The 15,627-nt window shown below is 62.1% G+C and carries 16 protein-coding genes; 6 read left to right on the top strand and 10 right to left on the bottom strand.

The genetic code is table 11. The features are described 5' to 3' along the window. Positions 1-155: 155 nt before the first annotated feature. From ABW043_RS22865 to ade, 3 genes are read right to left on the bottom strand one after another with little or no spacing between them, the layout of a single operon-like run. Complete coding sequence (locus ABW043_RS22865; RefSeq protein ID WP_353923496.1) at positions 156-917, bottom strand: HugZ family pyridoxamine 5'-phosphate oxidase; 762 nt, start codon at positions 915-917, stop codon at positions 156-158. A gap of 58 nt (positions 918-975) precedes the next feature. Continuing rightward, positions 976-2,601 (bottom strand): CocE/NonD family hydrolase, encoded by a 1,626-nt coding sequence (locus ABW043_RS22860; RefSeq protein WP_353923495.1) that lies wholly within the window; start codon positions 2,599-2,601, stop codon positions 976-978. Positions 2,602-2,604: 3 nt separating this feature from the next. Further along, a complete protein-coding gene (gene ade / locus ABW043_RS22855; protein ID WP_353923494.1) occupies positions 2,605-4,314 on the bottom strand; it encodes an adenine deaminase in 1,710 nt (569 codons plus the stop codon). 123 nt (positions 4,315-4,437) lie between these two features. On the opposite strand from ade, the gene ABW043_RS22850 reads away from it, so the two are divergent. From ABW043_RS22850 to ABW043_RS22840, 3 genes are all read left to right on the top strand, one after another. Then, a complete protein-coding gene (locus ABW043_RS22850; protein WP_353923493.1) occupies positions 4,438-4,602 on the top strand; it encodes a hypothetical protein in 165 nt (54 codons plus the stop codon). Between the two features lie 158 nt (positions 4,603-4,760). After that, positions 4,761-5,807, top strand: a complete 1,047-nt coding sequence (locus tag ABW043_RS22845) for an NAD(P)-dependent alcohol dehydrogenase (protein WP_353923492.1) — start codon at positions 4,761-4,763, stop codon at positions 5,805-5,807. A 63-nt stretch (positions 5,808-5,870) separates the two neighbouring features. Continuing rightward, entirely contained in the window at positions 5,871-6,419 is a 549-nt protein-coding gene (locus ABW043_RS22840) for an MgtC/SapB family protein (RefSeq protein ID WP_353923491.1), read from the top strand. Positions 6,420-6,674: 255 nt separating this feature from the next. Here ABW043_RS22840 and ABW043_RS22835 read toward each other — a convergent pair whose 3' ends face one another. Continuing rightward, positions 6,675-7,121 (bottom strand): hypothetical protein, encoded by a 447-nt coding sequence (locus ABW043_RS22835; RefSeq protein ID WP_353923490.1) that lies wholly within the window; start codon positions 7,119-7,121, stop codon positions 6,675-6,677. A 269-nt stretch (positions 7,122-7,390) separates the two neighbouring features. Here ABW043_RS22835 and ABW043_RS22830 point away from each other — a divergent pair, with 269 nt between their 5' ends. After that, a complete protein-coding gene (locus tag ABW043_RS22830; protein ID WP_353923489.1) occupies positions 7,391-9,142 on the top strand; it encodes a tetratricopeptide repeat protein in 1,752 nt (583 codons plus the stop codon). On the opposite strand, the gene ABW043_RS22825 is transcribed toward ABW043_RS22830, so the two are convergent. The 5 genes from ABW043_RS22825 to ABW043_RS22805 all read right to left on the bottom strand — a co-directional run bounded on the left by ABW043_RS22825 (position 9,143) and on the right by ABW043_RS22805 (position 13,279). Then, positions 9,143-9,475 carry an SMR family transporter gene (locus ABW043_RS22825; RefSeq protein ID WP_353923488.1) on the bottom strand — a complete coding sequence of 111 codons (333 nt, stop codon included), beginning with the start codon at positions 9,473-9,475 and terminating at the stop codon, positions 9,143-9,145. Next, positions 9,472-10,773, bottom strand: a complete 1,302-nt coding sequence (murD, locus tag ABW043_RS22820) for a UDP-N-acetylmuramoyl-L-alanine--D-glutamate ligase (protein ID WP_353923487.1) — start codon at positions 10,771-10,773, stop codon at positions 9,472-9,474. Before murD ends, ABW043_RS22825 begins: the two co-directional genes overlap by 4 nt. Next, positions 10,763-12,094 (bottom strand): MurL-like N-terminal domain-containing, encoded by a 1,332-nt coding sequence (locus ABW043_RS22815; RefSeq protein WP_353923486.1) that lies wholly within the window; start codon positions 12,092-12,094, stop codon positions 10,763-10,765. Before ABW043_RS22815 ends, murD begins: the two co-directional genes overlap by 11 nt. A gap of 79 nt (positions 12,095-12,173) precedes the next feature. Continuing rightward, a complete protein-coding gene (locus ABW043_RS22810; protein WP_353923485.1) occupies positions 12,174-13,064 on the bottom strand; it encodes a metallophosphoesterase family protein in 891 nt (296 codons plus the stop codon). Next, positions 13,061-13,279, bottom strand: a complete 219-nt coding sequence (locus tag ABW043_RS22805; RefSeq protein WP_353923484.1) for a hypothetical protein — start codon at positions 13,277-13,279, stop codon at positions 13,061-13,063. Before ABW043_RS22805 ends, ABW043_RS22810 begins: the two co-directional genes overlap by 4 nt. On the opposite strand from ABW043_RS22805, the gene ABW043_RS22800 reads away from it, so the two are divergent. Continuing rightward, positions 13,278-13,751 carry an NUDIX domain-containing protein gene (locus tag ABW043_RS22800; protein WP_353923483.1) on the top strand — a complete coding sequence of 158 codons (474 nt, stop codon included), beginning with the start codon at positions 13,278-13,280 and terminating at the stop codon, positions 13,749-13,751. The two genes, ABW043_RS22805 and ABW043_RS22800, sit on opposite strands and share 2 nt — an antisense overlap. Positions 13,752-13,754: 3 nt before the next feature. Here ABW043_RS22800 and ABW043_RS22795 read toward each other — a convergent pair whose 3' ends face one another. After that, entirely contained in the window at positions 13,755-14,714 is a 960-nt protein-coding gene (locus tag ABW043_RS22795; protein WP_353923482.1) for a glutathione S-transferase family protein, read from the bottom strand. 365 nt (positions 14,715-15,079) lie between these two features. On the opposite strand from ABW043_RS22795, the gene ABW043_RS22790 reads away from it, so the two are divergent. Continuing rightward, on the top strand, positions 15,080-15,627 hold a 548-nt coding region (locus tag ABW043_RS22790), incomplete at its 3' end, for a GNAT family N-acetyltransferase (RefSeq protein WP_353923481.1).

Below are 15,627 nucleotides of genomic sequence, written 5' to 3'. Positions count from 1 at the left end.
TGGATATACCGAGCCTATCTTGCATGCCGCGCGGCGCAAGGTGAAGGCGCGGGAGGCGAAGTAGGCCCCTCAACACGGTGTCATCCCCGCGAAAGCGGGGATCTGTTTTCGGACTAGAGACTCCCGCCTTCGCCGGAATGAAGCGGTGAAGAGCTTTATGCTTCCATAAATGCGACGCGGGCGGCGCGGGCCATTTGGACGAGCACCATGTGCATGTCCTGGGGCACGGCGATCGGCTTTTCGAAGAAGATGCGGCGGATGTCGTCGCCGTCGGCGATGTCGATGCCTTCGGCGTCGATGCCGGTGAGGACCCACTTGCCCGATGGCGCCTTGGCGTAGTGGCGGGCGTATAGGTCGACGGCTTCAAAGTGGTCTTCGTTCATGTGCTCGACGGCATGGCCCTCAGCGGCGGCAAGGGCCGGGTCGCCGTTGGAGAGCAGGTCTTCGGCGGTGAGGGCGAAGGCCTTGCCGAAGCCGCCATTGAGGCTGGCGGAGCGCGGTTCGAGCCGCACGAAGCGGAAGTCGCCCAGTTCGGCGTAGAGCTTTGCCTTGGGCTGGTGTGCCAGATAGCGGGCGGCGATGCGCTGGCTATCGGCATCGTCGCGTTCGAGAATTTTGGCCTCGGCGGCGATAGAAATGCGCGGGTGGGCAAGGGGATCGCCCTTGCCGGTTTCGCCGAGCAGCAGGGAGCAGCGGCCGTCAGCCCCGAGGGCCGGGAAGTGGGCGGCTAGGCCCGAGATCAGTAGGACCGGGGCGCCGTCGAAATCGGTGGAGACGCCAACGCGGGTGACCTGCGGAGCGCCGGTCTGCGGATCAAGCGTTGCCAATGCGCCGTAGCGGGCGGAACGGATCAGGGTTTTCGCCTGGCGCCGGGCTTCGTCGCTGGTCGGCTGCAATACGGACTTTTCTTCCGCCATGGTTGGGCTCCCTCAAATGCTGCAGCGGCACTAAGGGATTAAATGCTGATCGTCAATGTCAGATTAGTTCGTGGGTCGGTAGGGTGATGCCGGTGCCGTCGTGCAGGATCTCGATGTCGTTGGCGAGCAATGTCGTGGCGGTGCTGATGGGCTCGCCGGTGCCGGGGTTGCGGGCATAGCGCGGGTGGGCGCCAGAGGCGATCAGGAGGCGCAGGCGATGGCCGGCGCGGAAGCTGTGGGCCGTGGCGTGGAGGGGGAAGGTCAGCGTCCAGCTTCCGTCGGCTTGGGTTGCTGTCTCCGGCGTTGCGCGGAGGAAGCCGTCGCAGATATTGGTCGAGACGCCATTGGGGTCGACATCGGAGAGACGCACGAAGAAGTCGGCGTGGGGAAGGCTGGCGCGGGCGCGGAGGCGGATCTGGCTCTGGCCGATGATCGTCAGCGGCTTGAGGAGCGCTGGGCCGGTATAGGTGAGGACGTCAGAGCGGGTTTCGAGCGGGGCATTGTCCTGGGCGCCGGCGCCGGTGAAGGCAAAAATGGCGCCGCCGAGATTGGGCGTGGGGTTGTTGGGATCGTAGCGATAGCTATCGCTGCCGGCGCTGCTGTGGTCCTCAGCTAGTTGTCGGTTGGGGCCGATATTGAAATTGATCGGCGAGGGCGGGCCCGGCGGGTAGCGGTCGAATTCGTGCCATTCGTTCGCGCCAGAAATGTGGATGCGAACCGGGTTCTTGCGCAGGCCTGTCGTATCGCCCAGCAGTTTGGCGCGCATCCAAATCAGGGTTTCGCGGAGATTGTCGCGCTGCAATTCCTCGGCGATGTGAAACCAGGTGCCGATGGTGAGATAGGGCTGGTGGCCAAGCTCGACGAGGCGCTGATAGTCGGCGAGGAGGGGATCGAGCATGAAGTCGTACCAGCCGGAGATGAAATGCACCGGAGGCGTCGTCTTCGACAGGCGATGGCTGTGGTCGATCTCTTTCCAGAACTCGTCATTGCCGATGGCGTGTTCGAACCAGTGACGCCAGAAGCCGATCTTGTGGCCCACGGCGATCTTATCGGCCTCGATGAGTGGCAACGCCGCGGCCGCGCGGTCGGTGCGGCGTTCGATATCGCCGGAGAACATGCGGGCGGCGGTCGCCAGCGGGCGGCCGCGCAGGCCTTCGATGACTTGGACCCAGCTCAGCCAAAGATTGAGATGGAAGGCGCCGGAGGGGAAGACGACGGGGCGGAAATTGGAGGTGGTCACCTTGGTGGCCATGGCAGCGACGGGGGGCAGGGCGTCGGAAATGGCCCATTGGGCGTAGCCGAGATAGCTGGGGCCAGTGAGGCCGATGCGGCCGTCGAACCAGATTTGCTCCTCGATCCACTTGAGTGTCGCGAGGCCATCGGCCCGCTCATTGGCAAAGGGGTCGAATTCGCCGCCCGAACGTTCGGTGCCGCGGCAGGCCTGGATGACGACGTGAAAGCCGCGCTCGGCATAGGCCTCGCAAATGGCGCTAAAACCGCGCCGCCCGTAGGGGAGGCGCATCAGGATGGTCGGGTGAGGACCATCGGCGCGGGGGGCGTAATGGTCAGTCTTGAGGATAACGCCGTCATCCATGGTGAGGGACAGTCCACGCGTTTTCGTCACGCCGTTTAGCCGCGGCGGCAGGTCTTCGACCCAGGCGAGATAGAGCGAGGACAGGCTCATCGATCAGCTCACGAAATCGAACTTGTCGACGTCGAAGAGGCCGCGGTCAGTCATCTTGAGGTGGGGGATGACAGGGAGGGCGAGGAAGGCGACCTGCAGGAAGGGTTCGGGCAGGACGCAATCGAGCGCCTTGGCGGCGTCGCGCAGGTGGTGGAGGTCGTGGGCGACGTCTTCGAAGTTCTTTAGGCTCATCAGGCCGGCTATGGGCAGTGCCAATTCGGCCGTGACCCTGCCGCCGTCGGCAACGGCAAAGCCGCCGCCCAGTTCAATGAGGCGATTGACGGCGACGGCCATGTCCTCGTCGGTGGCGCCGACGACGGTGATGTTGTGGCTATCGTGACCGACTGAGGAGGCAATGGCGCCGCGCTTGAGGCCAAAACCCTTCACAAAGGAACGGCCGATATTGCCGTTCTTGCCGTGCCGCTCGATCACCGCGACCTTGATGACGTCGGCGTCGGTGTCTGGCTGAAGGCCATTTTCGGTCGAGGCCAGAGTTGCCTCCTCGCGGAAGGTAAGGATCAGGCCCGGCTTGACCCCAACCACTGGCACGCGGTTCTGGCCGGGTTTTGGTTCGGTGATGAAGGCTTCCGCGGTGACGGGCTTCGCCTTGACCGAGGTCAGGCCGACGGGAGCGACTGTGCCACGGGTTTCGAACAGCTCGGGGGTGACGACGCGGCCGGCGGCGATGACGTCGGAGACGCGGCAGTCTTCGAGGCTATCGACAATGGCAATATCTGCGCGCCAGCCGGGGCCGAGGAGGCCGCGATCGCGGAGGCCGAAGATACGGGCGGCCGAGTGGCTGGCGGCGCGGTAGACGTGGTGGAGGGGACGCCCCATAGCGATGAGGCGGCGAATGGAGCTGTCGAGGTGACCTTCCTCGGCGATGTCGAGGGGATTGCGATCATCGGTGCAGAGGGCGACGAAGGCGGAGGTGTTCTCGTCGAGGATTTCGGCGAGTGCCTGCAGGTCCTTGGAGACTGAGCCTTCGCGTATGAGGATCGCCATGCCCTTGGCGAGCTTTTCGCGCGCTTCGGCGGCACTGGTGGCTTCGTGGTCGGTGCGGATGCCGGCGGCGAGATAGCCGTTGAGGCTCTGGCCGAGGAGAAGCGGGGCGTGGCCATCGATGTGGTCGCCCTGGAAGGCGACGAGTTTGGCGAGAATGCCGGGATCGGCGTTGAGCACGCCCGGGAAATTCATCATTTCCGCAAGGCCCAGGACCTTCGGGTGGCTGCGGAAGGGAAGCAGGTCTTCTATTTCGAGCTGAGCGCCGGCGGTTTCAAAGGGCGTTGCCGGAACGCAGGAGGATAGATTGACGCGCACATCCATGATGGTGCGCTCGGCACTGTCGAGGAAATAGCGGATGCCTTCCGCCCCCAGCACATTGGCGATCTCGTGGGGATCGCAGAGCACGGTGGTGACGCCATGCGGCAGCACGCAGCGGTCGAATTCCAGCGGGGTGACCAGCGAGGATTCGATATGGAGATGGGTATCGATGAAACCGGGAACGGCGAAGCGGCCGGTGCCGTCGATTTCTTGCTTGCCCTCGTAGCGGGCGTGGGTGCCCACGATTCTGTCGGCGACGATGGCAATATCAGTGACGGTGACCGCTCCGGTGATGACATCGAGCATGCCGACATTGCGGATGACGAGGTCTGCCGGTTCCTTGCCCTGTCCGGCCATGATCATGCGGGTGAGGAGGGCAGAGGTGGTCATATCTACGGACTCTGGGCTGAACATGCCGAAAGGTCGGTCGGTCCGTTCGCCGCGTCAAGCCCCCGCTACGGAACCCTGCTGTTCGGCAAACGTTGAAATCTCGACACTTTTTGGGAGAACGTTATGGAAACCTATGATCCGCACAAGAGTACGACCGAGGTGCGTCAGGGTAGCTCGCGGAAAATGAACTCGCGCGTGCTGGCGATGTCGCTGATCGGCATCGTGATCGCCTTTGTGGTGATCTACATCATTTACAGCATCGCCATGCCGGCAGCGCCGGGAAGCTAGGCGGTAACCCGACGCCCGCGCATCTTGTGAGTGGGCGTCGATGCCGGAATAAGTCGCGATCTTTACTGGAGAAATTGAGCGGCCTTTCATCCCCTCTAGGTACTGGCCGTTGCTCAGGCGATGGGCTAATGCTCGGTCGGTCGATTCAGGAGGATGTCATGGCCAAGGTGCGCGCGCTGGTTCTCGAAAAGCAGCATGAACTCGGTCTGCGGGAAATTGACCTGCCGCTTGAGGTCGGGCCCGGCATGGTGAGGATTGCCATCCATACTGTCGGCGTCTGCGGCTCGGACGTGCACTACTACACCCATGGCCGCATTGGGCCGTTCGTCGTGGACGCGCCGATGGTGCTGGGCCACGAAGCAGCGGGCACGGTGGTGGAAGTCGGCGCGGGCGTGAGCCACCTCAAGGTTGGTGATCGCGTCTGCATGGAGCCGGGTATTCCGGACCCCAATTCGCGCGCCAGCCGTCTCGGTATGTACAATGTCGATCCTGCCGTCCGCTTCTGGGCGACGCCGCCGATCCACGGGGTTCTGACTGCCGAGGTCATCCATCCGGCCAATTACACGTTCAAGCTGCCGGACCATGTGAGCTTTGCTGAAGGCGCCATGGTCGAACCTTTCGCGGTGGGCATGCAGGCGGCCAGCAAGGCCCGGATCGCTCCCGGCGATACCGCTGTGGTACTCGGCGCGGGGCCGATCGGCACTATGGTGGCGCTGGCGGCCCTTGCGGGAGGCTGTGCGAGGGTTATCGTCGCTGATCTGGCACAACCCAAGCTCGATATCGCAGCGCAATACCAGGGTATCATTCCGGTCAATATCCGAGAGACCAACCTTATCGAAAAGGTCGGCGAGTTGACCGAGGGTTGGGGCGCTGACGTGGTGTTTGAATGCTCCGGTTCCCCACGCGCCTGGGAGACCATCATGGATCTGCCGCGGCCTGGGGGCTGCATCGTGGTTGTCGGCCTGCCGGTCGAGCCGACCAAGGTCGACATCGCCGCCGCCTCGACCAAGGAGCTGCGGATCGAGAATGTCTTTCGGTATGCTCACCAGTATGATCGCGCCATTGCGTTGATCGCCTCGGGTAAGGTGGATTTGAAGCCGTTGATTTCAGAAACCTTCGCCTTTGAGGATTCCAAGGCCGCCTTCGACCGTGCCGTCGAGGCGCGCCCGGACGACGTGAAACTGCAGATTCGCGTGGCGTCCTGACGCGGGAACCAAGGCCACGTCCCGGCGATTGTGACGATAGCGTCACTTTCGGATTTTCGGGACATGGACACCGGCAATAGCTTTGGGCTGACTCAGACTTATCTTCCCGAACATATCATCGCCATCAGACTAGCCATTGCTGCATTTTGCGGGGCAGTGATCGGCTTTGAGCGCGAGGTGCGCACCGCGGAAGCTGGACTGCGCACCCATATTCTCATCGCAGTTGCGGCCGCACTTTTCACCATTCTCACCTTCGAGATATTCCACACCATCGGCGGCGAGGCCGGCACGCAGGCCGATCCCATTCGCGCGGTGGAGGCCGTCACGGCCGGCATTGCCTTTTTGGGCGCGGGGGCGATCTTCCGTTCCGGCGGGAGTGTGCAGGGGCTGACGACGGGCGCGGGAATGTGGATGGCTGGGGCCGTTGGCGTAGCCTGTGCTCTCGGATTTTACACCCTTGCGGCTGGCACGACGATTCTGGCGGTTCTGGTTCTCGCGGCCCTGCGTGCCGTGTCGCATCGGCTCATCGGCCATAAGGCCGAGGAGGATGAAGAAGTGAATGAGGGCAGGGCAGAAGAAAAATTGGGCCGCGGGGAGAAGCATATTAGGTAGCCGCGCAGCGCTGAGGGACAGTAGCGCTACAAGCCGAGATGCTTCTCCCCCCGTACGGTCGCGATCGGGAGGTATCGCAACCGTGCCCCCACGCTAGTTCACTTGGAGTTGAACCAGCGGTGTCAGATGTCGATGGTGCAGATCGACATCTGTATTACGCAGACGGAGAGCAACGCTTGGGAATGCAGGACACGGTGGGAACCGTGGCTCGCAGCGTTGCTCTCCGTCCAGGCACGTAACCTGTGGACGCAGGAGTCACATGCCAACAGCATCCAGACGCTCACTACGCGCCCAGAAATTCGCAATCCCCGCCAGTTCGTGCCGATAGGCGTCGGCCTCGGGCTGGCGAAAGAAGACGGCAGTCGCGCCGGCTTCGAGATAGACCATTCGCCCAGCCCGATCGGTGGGGGGCACCATCGCCACCAGCGCAACACCCTTTTGGTGCAGCCAGGACTGGTGGCGGCGGATAAATTCAAGGTTGGCGCGGCTGTGTCCCTTGAGGTCCACAACCAAGACTTCGGGCCAGTGCGATTGCGGATCGCTCAACACTTGAGCAAGATCTGCAAGCCCTTCCTCGTCGTCGCCATAGTGACGAACCGCGGGGCCGTCATTAGCCGCCAGCACACGCATGAACAGGCGGGCCGAATGGCTATCGTCGTCGATCAGCCCAATGAAGGGCGCCTGCGCAAACGGACTGCTCACTCGCTTACCTCTGCCCGAAGTACGCCGGGCAAATCACACTTGTGGAAAAACATGCGGCCGCCGCGCCGCATGCTGGTTCAGAAACACTTGGGTGGTCTCACGCATCCAGCAGGGCCTATCCGCCGGGAACCGTGTCTGTTCAGCGAACTGACGTCGGTCATATGAGGGAGGTCGGGCTGAGCCGGTAGGCAACCTCGCGTAAAATTCAGGTAAGTCGCTCTTGCCTTTTACATGTAAGCGATGACTATTAACCTCCATACGGGGGTAAAATGGCTCAGGCCACTGACGACAAGGATGCAGTGCTGGCGGCGCTGGATCGCCTGACGGCGTGGTCTGAAATGGCCAGGTCTCCCCAACTCACGCGCTTTCTCGACTACATCGTCCGCAAGCGGCTCGACGGCGACACGCAATCGATCAAGGCCTACTCCATTGCAGTGGATGTTTTCGGGCGCCCGACAGATTTCGATCCCCAGAGCGATCCGATCGTGCGCGTTCAGGCGAGGCGTCTGCGGGCCTTGCTGGATCAATATTATCGCGGTCCCGGCGCGCAGGAGCGGCTGCAGATCATACTGCCTATCGGGCGCTATGTGCCTGATTTTATTGAGTCCGATGGCGTGGTACAACCGATATCGACATCGGTCGTACCGAGCTTCGTCGATCTTGATGCCGTTGATGCACAGGCACAGCGCGGACATGTCACCGTGTCCTGGTTTGTGCTGCTGGTTATCGCGATAGGTGCAGCAGCGCTGGCCTATTCGCTATCGACATGGGGGCCGAGGCAGGAGCAGCAGGTCACCGCAAATGCGGTGATTCAGGAACCCAACCTAAAGGTGATGGAGTTCCAGAACCTGACGGACGATCCATCCATCACTGCATCCGTGTCTGGGCTGGCGGTCGATCTCGTCAGCCGTTTGCAGCAACTGCACTTCCTGTCTGTCGACTATGGCGGGCGCGGCGAATTGAATGCAGAGCCCAGCCCGGCCGATGGCTATGTGCTGACTGGAATCGTGCGGCGAGATTCAACGACTCCCGCCAATCTCCAGTACAACATCATTCTCACGGACCTGGCGAGCAATGGCGTGGTGTGGAATCGCTCGCTGGTTCTCACGGCGGATCAGCTTGCCGAGCCGGGGCGAATCGATCGGCTCTCTGTCAGCATTCTCGATGTGCTCGGTAATCCGCGTGGCCCGCTGCATATCAGGGCCCGTCAGTATCTGAGCCAAAACAGTATCAGGGGTAATGAGAGCCTCTATATCTGCCGCATGCTCTTCACGATTTACCGCGAGAGCGCGACCATCGGCGCCGCGGAGCGTACCCGATCCTGCTACACCGCTCTGATCGATAGCGACCAGAAGACGGGAATCGCGCTGGCGGCGATGGCGAGCCTGACGGTGGAGGCTGTCGGCGCTTCCGATTTGTCTAACACCGCGCAGCTCGACCGTGTTCGCACAGCGAGCGCTATGCTGGCTGAGGCAGTACAGCTGTCGCCGACTAGCAGCTTCGTCTGGGACCAACGGGCGCGCCTCCATGAATCCATTGGCGAGCACGATATGGCCGAGGCGGCCTATGGCACGGCGATGCAGTCCAACCCGTCCAATCTCGATGCCCTGGCGGCCCACGCCCGGCACATGGCTTTTCTGGGCCAGCTCGATCAGGCGCTGCCTTTGGCCCAGCGGGCGATGTCCGCCTATACGATCATCCCGGACTGGTACTACGGCGTGCCGGCGCTGGCGGCCTTGCGCGATGGTGATTTCGCGAAGGCAGCGCGTTTTGCCGAAATCTATTCGCGTTCTGATCGGGAGTTCGGGCCGGTCTTGGTGATACTTGCTGCCGAGGGTGCGGGAGACGATGTGCAGGTGGCGCGTCAACTGCCGCGGGTGCTCGATGTACCGAGTTTTCGGAGTGTGGGGATCGTGACGCAACTGCGCCGGCGGATCACCGACAGCGCGCTCCTCGATCGCATTCGCACGGCACTCGTCGATGCAGGCGTTCCCGCACTATCGCTGGTGACCGCCTACTGATCAGTGGGTGCTGGACTGGCTGAAGAGGTTGATCACCAGGACGCCGGCAAGGATGAGCCCGATGCCGATCAAGGCCGGCAGGTCCAGCGTCTGGCCATAGGCGAAGAAGGCGATGATCGAGACGAGGATGATTCCGACGCCCGACCAGATGGCGTAGCCAATGCCGACCGGAATGGTCTGCAGGGCCAGCGAGAAGAAGTAAAAGGTCACGCAATAACCCACCACCACCACGATCGAGGGCACGAGCTGGGTGAACCCAGCCGAGGCGCGGAGGAAAGAGGTGGCGATCACCTCGCCGACGATGGCGATGGCAAGGTAGGCGGCGCCGTTCATGATTTTGCGTCCGAAAAATGGGTGCGGCAGAGTTCGACGAAGCGCTCGCCGCGTTCTTCGAAGTTCTTGAACTGATTGTATGACGGCGCGCCGGGCGACAGGATGATGGTGTCGAACTTTTCGCGCTTTTGCGCCAGGGTGGTCACAGCGGTTTCGAGGTCGGGGGTTTCCGTGACGTCCATATCGGGCGTGGCCTTACGGGTTGCCGCTGCCAGACGCGTTCCGGTGACGGGCAAGGTGACGAGGGCAGTCACGCCGCGCCGCGCCAGGAGGGTTGCCAGTTCGGCATAGTCCTGTTCGCGCTCATGGCCACCAGCGATAAGCGCGATGTGTCGTCCGGGATAGGCGGCGAGGGCAGCCTTGGTCGCTTCGGGCGTCGTCGAGATGGAATCATCGACTATGGTCACGTTGCCTACGCGATGCTCTTCGAGGCGGTGTGGCAGTGGGCGGAAGGCAGCGATGCCGGCGAGAATGCCGTCCATGGTGGCTCCGACGGCCAGGGCGATCTCGGCGGCGAGAATGGCGTTGTCGAGATTGTGCGCGCCTTTGAGGCGGGAGCGGGAGACTGCGCCTTCAAGGGCGATGGACTGCTCTTCCGACAGCGGCTTTACCAACCGGCGATGGTCGCGCACGGCCTTGGCGACACGGGCGTTACCCGAGGCGGCGTGGCCGAGTGCGACGGCGAAACTGCCGTCGCGGTCGACCAGGTTGAGCTTGTCGTCGTAGTAGCGTTCCACCGAACCGTGCCAATCGACGTGTTCGGGATAGAGATTTGTGATCGCCGCGACATCGGGGATGAAGCTCATATCGGCGGTCTGGTAGCTCGACAGCTCGAAAACCACGATGGCGTGTTTGTCGGCGATTTCGAGGGGAGCCAGCCCGACATTACCAGCGAGGCCTGCATCCAGCCCCGAACGCGCCAGCATCAAGTGGACCAGCGTTGCCGTTGTCGATTTTCCCTTGGTGCCGGAAATGGCAATGACTGTGCGGTCCTGCCGATAGGTGGCGCCCCAGAGGTTGAGGTTCGACGTCACCGCGATGCCGGCTTCGGTCGCTGCGGCAAAAATCGTCTTGTAGCGCGAGACGCCGGGGCTCTTCACGATCGTGCCAAAGCGGCGCTCGGCAATAGCTGTCGTAAGATCTGATGCCGCGATGGACTCAGTTTCCGGCACATCGGCGGCGCCGGAATCCACGGTCACGAAGACCTTCAGGTCCGGCTGGAGGCCCTTGAGGAACTGCCGAGCGGAGGTGGCTTCGCGCCCGGCGCCGTAGAGCAGGACGGGTTCCTCAAACCGCATAGGCGGCCACCTTGGCAGCGAGCGCCGGGGGGATGTGGTGGTCGTGACTGTCGGTCAGGCACTCGGCCATGGCGAGCTGCAGCCGCTCCTCGCCATATTGAGCAAAGAGATCGGTCTTTATGGCGCGCACGACTGCGTCCTGATGCCAGTCGGCGTGGCGGGTGAGCGTATAGAAGCAGGCGGCTGCCTCGAGGATTTCGCCGACGCATTCCCACGGCTTTTGACCGGCAAGGCCCGACAGCTCGCGGAAAGAGCCTTCATATTCGGGCACTTCGAGCAGGTTGCGGCCGAAGATTTTCAGCAGCCGATCCTTGGCCATGAAGGGCGCGAAGATCAGGAAGACGAAGTGGCACTTCGGGCACTCGCCGCACCAGAGCGGGCCATCATTACCGGTCAGGCGGAAATTGCGGTTGCAGCTCGAAAACACCGCGTCAAAGCGCGTGCCCTGTGTAAAGAGCGAAGCGATGCGGGCTTCCGAATAGGGGCGCAGCAGCGAGAAGTATTTCAGCGCGCCACCGGTGGCGGCTCCGAGGATGTCGGCAATCAGTAGCTCGAAGCCGAGCGACTTGGAATATTGGTGGTTGGTCTCGCGGCCGTCGAACTCGATATTGCCCTCGCTGGCCGAGCGCTCATTGCTGAGCACGATCTGGTCATAGCCGTAGAGCAGGGCGCAGAGCGAGGCGATCATGGAGTTGATCGCGGTCGAAGGGACGTGGCCGTTATAGTAGCCGGGCTCCTTGCCGAGCCGGATCATTTCGGCGTCGAGCTTGCGCATGACATAGACCGGCTGGCGACCGATGGCTTCCACCGAGGTGATGATCGGGCCCTTGGGATTGACGGCAAATGGGGTGTAGTCGACGCCGACATGGCTCAGCAGTTCGACGCTGACGAGGGAGTCCTTGCCGCCGCCTATGGGGAGCAAGGTCCGCTCCTGGAGCTGCGGTGCGGGCTTTCGCGCGACGGGGTCTTCAGCTGTGGTCAGCTTCAGGCGACCAAAGCGGGCGAGGTTGTTGCGGGCGTAAAATTCGCCAAGGCCGTTCTCGTAGACGTCGATGACGAAGGCGCGTTCGGCTTCGGTCAGCTTGATGTTCGGGGCCGTGATGTCGAATGGTGCGCGCAGTTTGAAGTAGCTCACGCCCAGGACGAAGGCGGTGAGGTCGAGCAGCTTTGCAAAAGCCGGGCTCTGCGCCAGTTCCGCCTTGGCGCCCTTGGGCAGGTCGAGAATTTCGGTGAAGCTCAGGTCGCCCAGACGATAGGCGAAGCGGGCTTCACCAGTGGCGGGGTCAAAACTCGGCGGCAGAATGGAAAAGGATTCGGTCACGGGCAACTCGCGCAGCTTTGCACTACCATATAGGTGATTTGCAGCGATGGCGGGAGTGGGGCGAAAGCGCTGCAGGCGCTCAATAGATGCGCATCTGCATGCGCATGACTATGTCGCTGCCAATGCGCTGGAAGCCGTATTCGCGCATGGTGCAGGACCAGCCGTTGCCGTTCTTCTCGATGCGGAAGAGGTTGTAACGCGCCGGATCGTCCAGGGTCCCGCCCTGCGCGGCGCTGGCAGCGGCGACGCCGATAACAGGCACTTCGTGGTCGAGCCCCGGAATGTGGTGGATCGAGGAGCGATGTGTATGGCCGTGAAGGATCATCTCCGCGCCACGCGTGGCGATGACCTTGCGGAAAATGCGATGGCCCTTGAGGCCGAAAGAGGGGTGCTGCAGTTCGGCGTTTGGCGGGTGATGGATCAACACCACGCGGAAGTAACCGGCGTCGCCCAGGAGTTTGAGGATACGGTCGAGCCGAGCGGCTTGCTTTTCTTCAAATCGCCCGATGGCGAAGAAGGGTGCGGTGGGCACGGCGCTCGAGCAGGAGATGATTGCTACGTCGCCGACGCGGCGCACGAAGGGGAAGGGCGCGCCTTCGAGCGTTTCGCCCTTGAGATAATCGCCCCACATCTCGCGCGCCATTTCGAGCGCGCCGGGAACATAGGCATCGTGATTGCCGGGGCATACGGCCGTGCGTTCGCTGTCGCCGAGGTCTTGCAGCCACTTTCCGGCGCGGCGAATTTCGGCGGGCAAAGCAAGGTTGGTGAGATCACCCGTAACCGCGGTGAAATCCGCCTGCTGCTCCTGCATGTGAGCGACGAGGCGGGTCAGCGTTTCGGAATTGAGTTCGCCGTGGCGCTTGAGCTTCCAGTTAAGGTAGCCGGTCAGGCGCTTGCCGACGAGATCACTAATAGCCACCTCCGGCATGGGCGAGAGGTGAATGTCCGATATGTGCGCAAGCGTTGTCATCGAGAGGGGTTTTGCCAGAAGGCTGGACGCAGGGAAACGGTCAATCGACCGCGATGGTCGGATTTTCCGGGCAAAATCTGGTGACCGGACAGGAACAGGTTGGCTTCAAACGCGTAAAAAGGCGCTTGGCTGCATTGAAAAAGCGCGAAATCCGCTATCGACTTTTGCGCAGGAAACGCTACCCCTGCGGCAAGTTCGACGGAGAAGCCAGTCATGATGAACCGATTCCAGCGCGTGCGCGCCAAGGTGTTTCTCACCATTATCGGGATCATACGCCACATGACGATCGGTACCCGCGTCATGCTGGTCGACGGTAACAAGGTCTATCTGATCCGCCATACGCTCATTCCGGGTTGGCAGTTTCCCGGCGGCGGGATCGAGCCGGGCGAGACTGCCGAGTTCTCCGGCGCGCGCGAAACGCTGGAAGAGACCGGGCACCGCGTGACCGGCCCCATGGAGCTGTTTGGCGTCTATCACAATTCGAGTTCGGTCACGAACCGCGACCACGTGCTCTTTTATGTGGCGCGGTCGCACGAGTTTGCCTTCGTGCGCAAGAAGGATCACGAGATCGCCGAGGGGGGCTGGTTCGAGATCACAAAACTCCCTGAAGGGGTGACCCCCGCGACGTCCCAGCGCATCGACGAAGTGTTCGACGGTGCGCCCAAGCGGGATGTCTGGGGGTACTGAGCGCTAGTCCAGGAACGAGAGTTCCGGGCCAATCGGCACGATGCGGTGCGGATTGATGGTGATGTGGCTCCAGTAGTAGTGCGTCTGGATGTGGCCGATATCGACCGTTTCCTTGACGCCGGGGACTTCGTAGAGCGCCTTCAGATAGTGCGACAGGTTCGGATAGTCGGCGATACGGCGACGGTTGCACTTGAAGTGGCCGAAGTAGACCGCGTCGAAACGCACCAGAGTGGTGAAAAGGCGCCAGTCGGCTTCGGTGATGCTGTCGCCGGTCAGGTAGGCGTTCTCGCTCAGTAGGCCTTCGGCCCAGTCGAGGGCGTCGAAGAGCTTGTTGGCGGCTTCTTCGTAGGCGGCCTGTGTGGTGGCAAAGCCGGCCTTGTAGACGCCGTTGTTGATGTCGTCATAGACGCGGGCATTGATCGTATCGATCGTCTCGCGCAGCGCCTCGGGATAATAATCGTCGGTGTTGCCGGTCAGCTCGTTGAAGGCCGTGTTGAACATGCGGATGATTTCCGCACTTTCGTTCGACACGATGGTGTTGGTCTTCTTGTCCCAGAGCACAGGCACGGTCACGCGGCCGGTATAGTCGGGCTTGGCGGCCGTGTAGACCTGATGCAGGAATTCCTTGCCGAGCTGGGTGTCGCCGGTCGAGCCTTCGTCGGTCTTGAAGCTCCAGCCGGTTTCGTCGGGCATTTTGGGCGAGACGATGGAGACTGAGATCAGGCCTTCGAGTTCCTTGAGCTTGCGGAAGATCAGGGTGCGGTGGGCCCAGGGACAGGCGAGCGATACGTAGAGGTGGTAACGGCCGGCCTCAGCCGCATAGCCACCTTCGCCGGTGGGGCCAGGGCTGCCGTCCGCGGTGATCCAGTTGCGGAAGCCGGAGGTGGACCGGACGAATTTACCGCCGGTCTTGCTGGTGTCGTACCATTTGTCCGACCATTTGCCGTCGATCAATTGTCCCATCTTTGGTCCTTTTTCGTCATCTTGCTGTCGGCATTGTCCGCTCATCTGCGTCCATGCCGTGCGGCGTCGTTTCTCTTGTGGGCAAACTTAATGGTCGCCATCAGAACCGATAAGGCACTTCGGGCGCAACAATGCGTTGTGCAATTTGGATACACCGATCCATTCACTGGAGGAATTTCAGCCATGACGCCGATATTCCCATTTACGCGCCGCCATGCTGGTGCTAATGCGGATTCAGACGTGGAGGCGTCCAGGATGGTGAAGGTTTTGCAGATGTTCCGACGACCCTAGTTGGTCGTTCTCGCGCGGCGCCCAAGGGGCAGCCGCATGCTCATTTGCACATAAATCTTCTCCTGGATTGACCCATGACCACGCTCGTTGCGGCTGAGGCCGTTGCTACCTCCGTTTCTGGCCAGCCTGTCGTTCGGCCCGCTACCCCAGCCGACGACGCATTTGTCGAGGATCTGCAGGCGATTGCCTTTGGTCCCGGCCGGTTTGCGCGTACGGCGTTCCGGGTTCGCGAGCGGTTTCCGATCGATCCCAGCCTGAGCCTGATTTCGGAAGTCGACGGCACGCCGTCTGGCGCCGTCTGGATGACGCCGATCAGTGTTGGTGGGATGAAGGGGTATCTCCTTGGGCCACTGGCGACCCACCCGAACTTCCGCAAGCGCGGCGCCGGCAAGCTGCTGGCTCGGGAAGTCAGCAAGCGGGCCCTAGCAAGGGGCGAAGGCCACTTTGTGTTGCTGGTCGGCGATCAGGATTATTACTGCCCGCTTGGCTGGATCACGACGACGCCGGGCAATATCCAGTTTCCCGGCCCTGTCGATACGAGCCGCGTTCTGCTTCTTGCCGATGATCCGGAATTGGCCAAGACGCTGACCGGCTCTATCGCTGCGTTCGAGGCTGGCGTCTA

Source organism: Devosia sp. (assembly GCF_040509215.1).
Lineage (GTDB): Bacteria > Pseudomonadota > Alphaproteobacteria > Rhizobiales > Devosiaceae > Devosia.
Note: the sequence above shows the minus strand (reverse complement) of the source record. Positions and strands in the feature narration are given on the sequence as shown.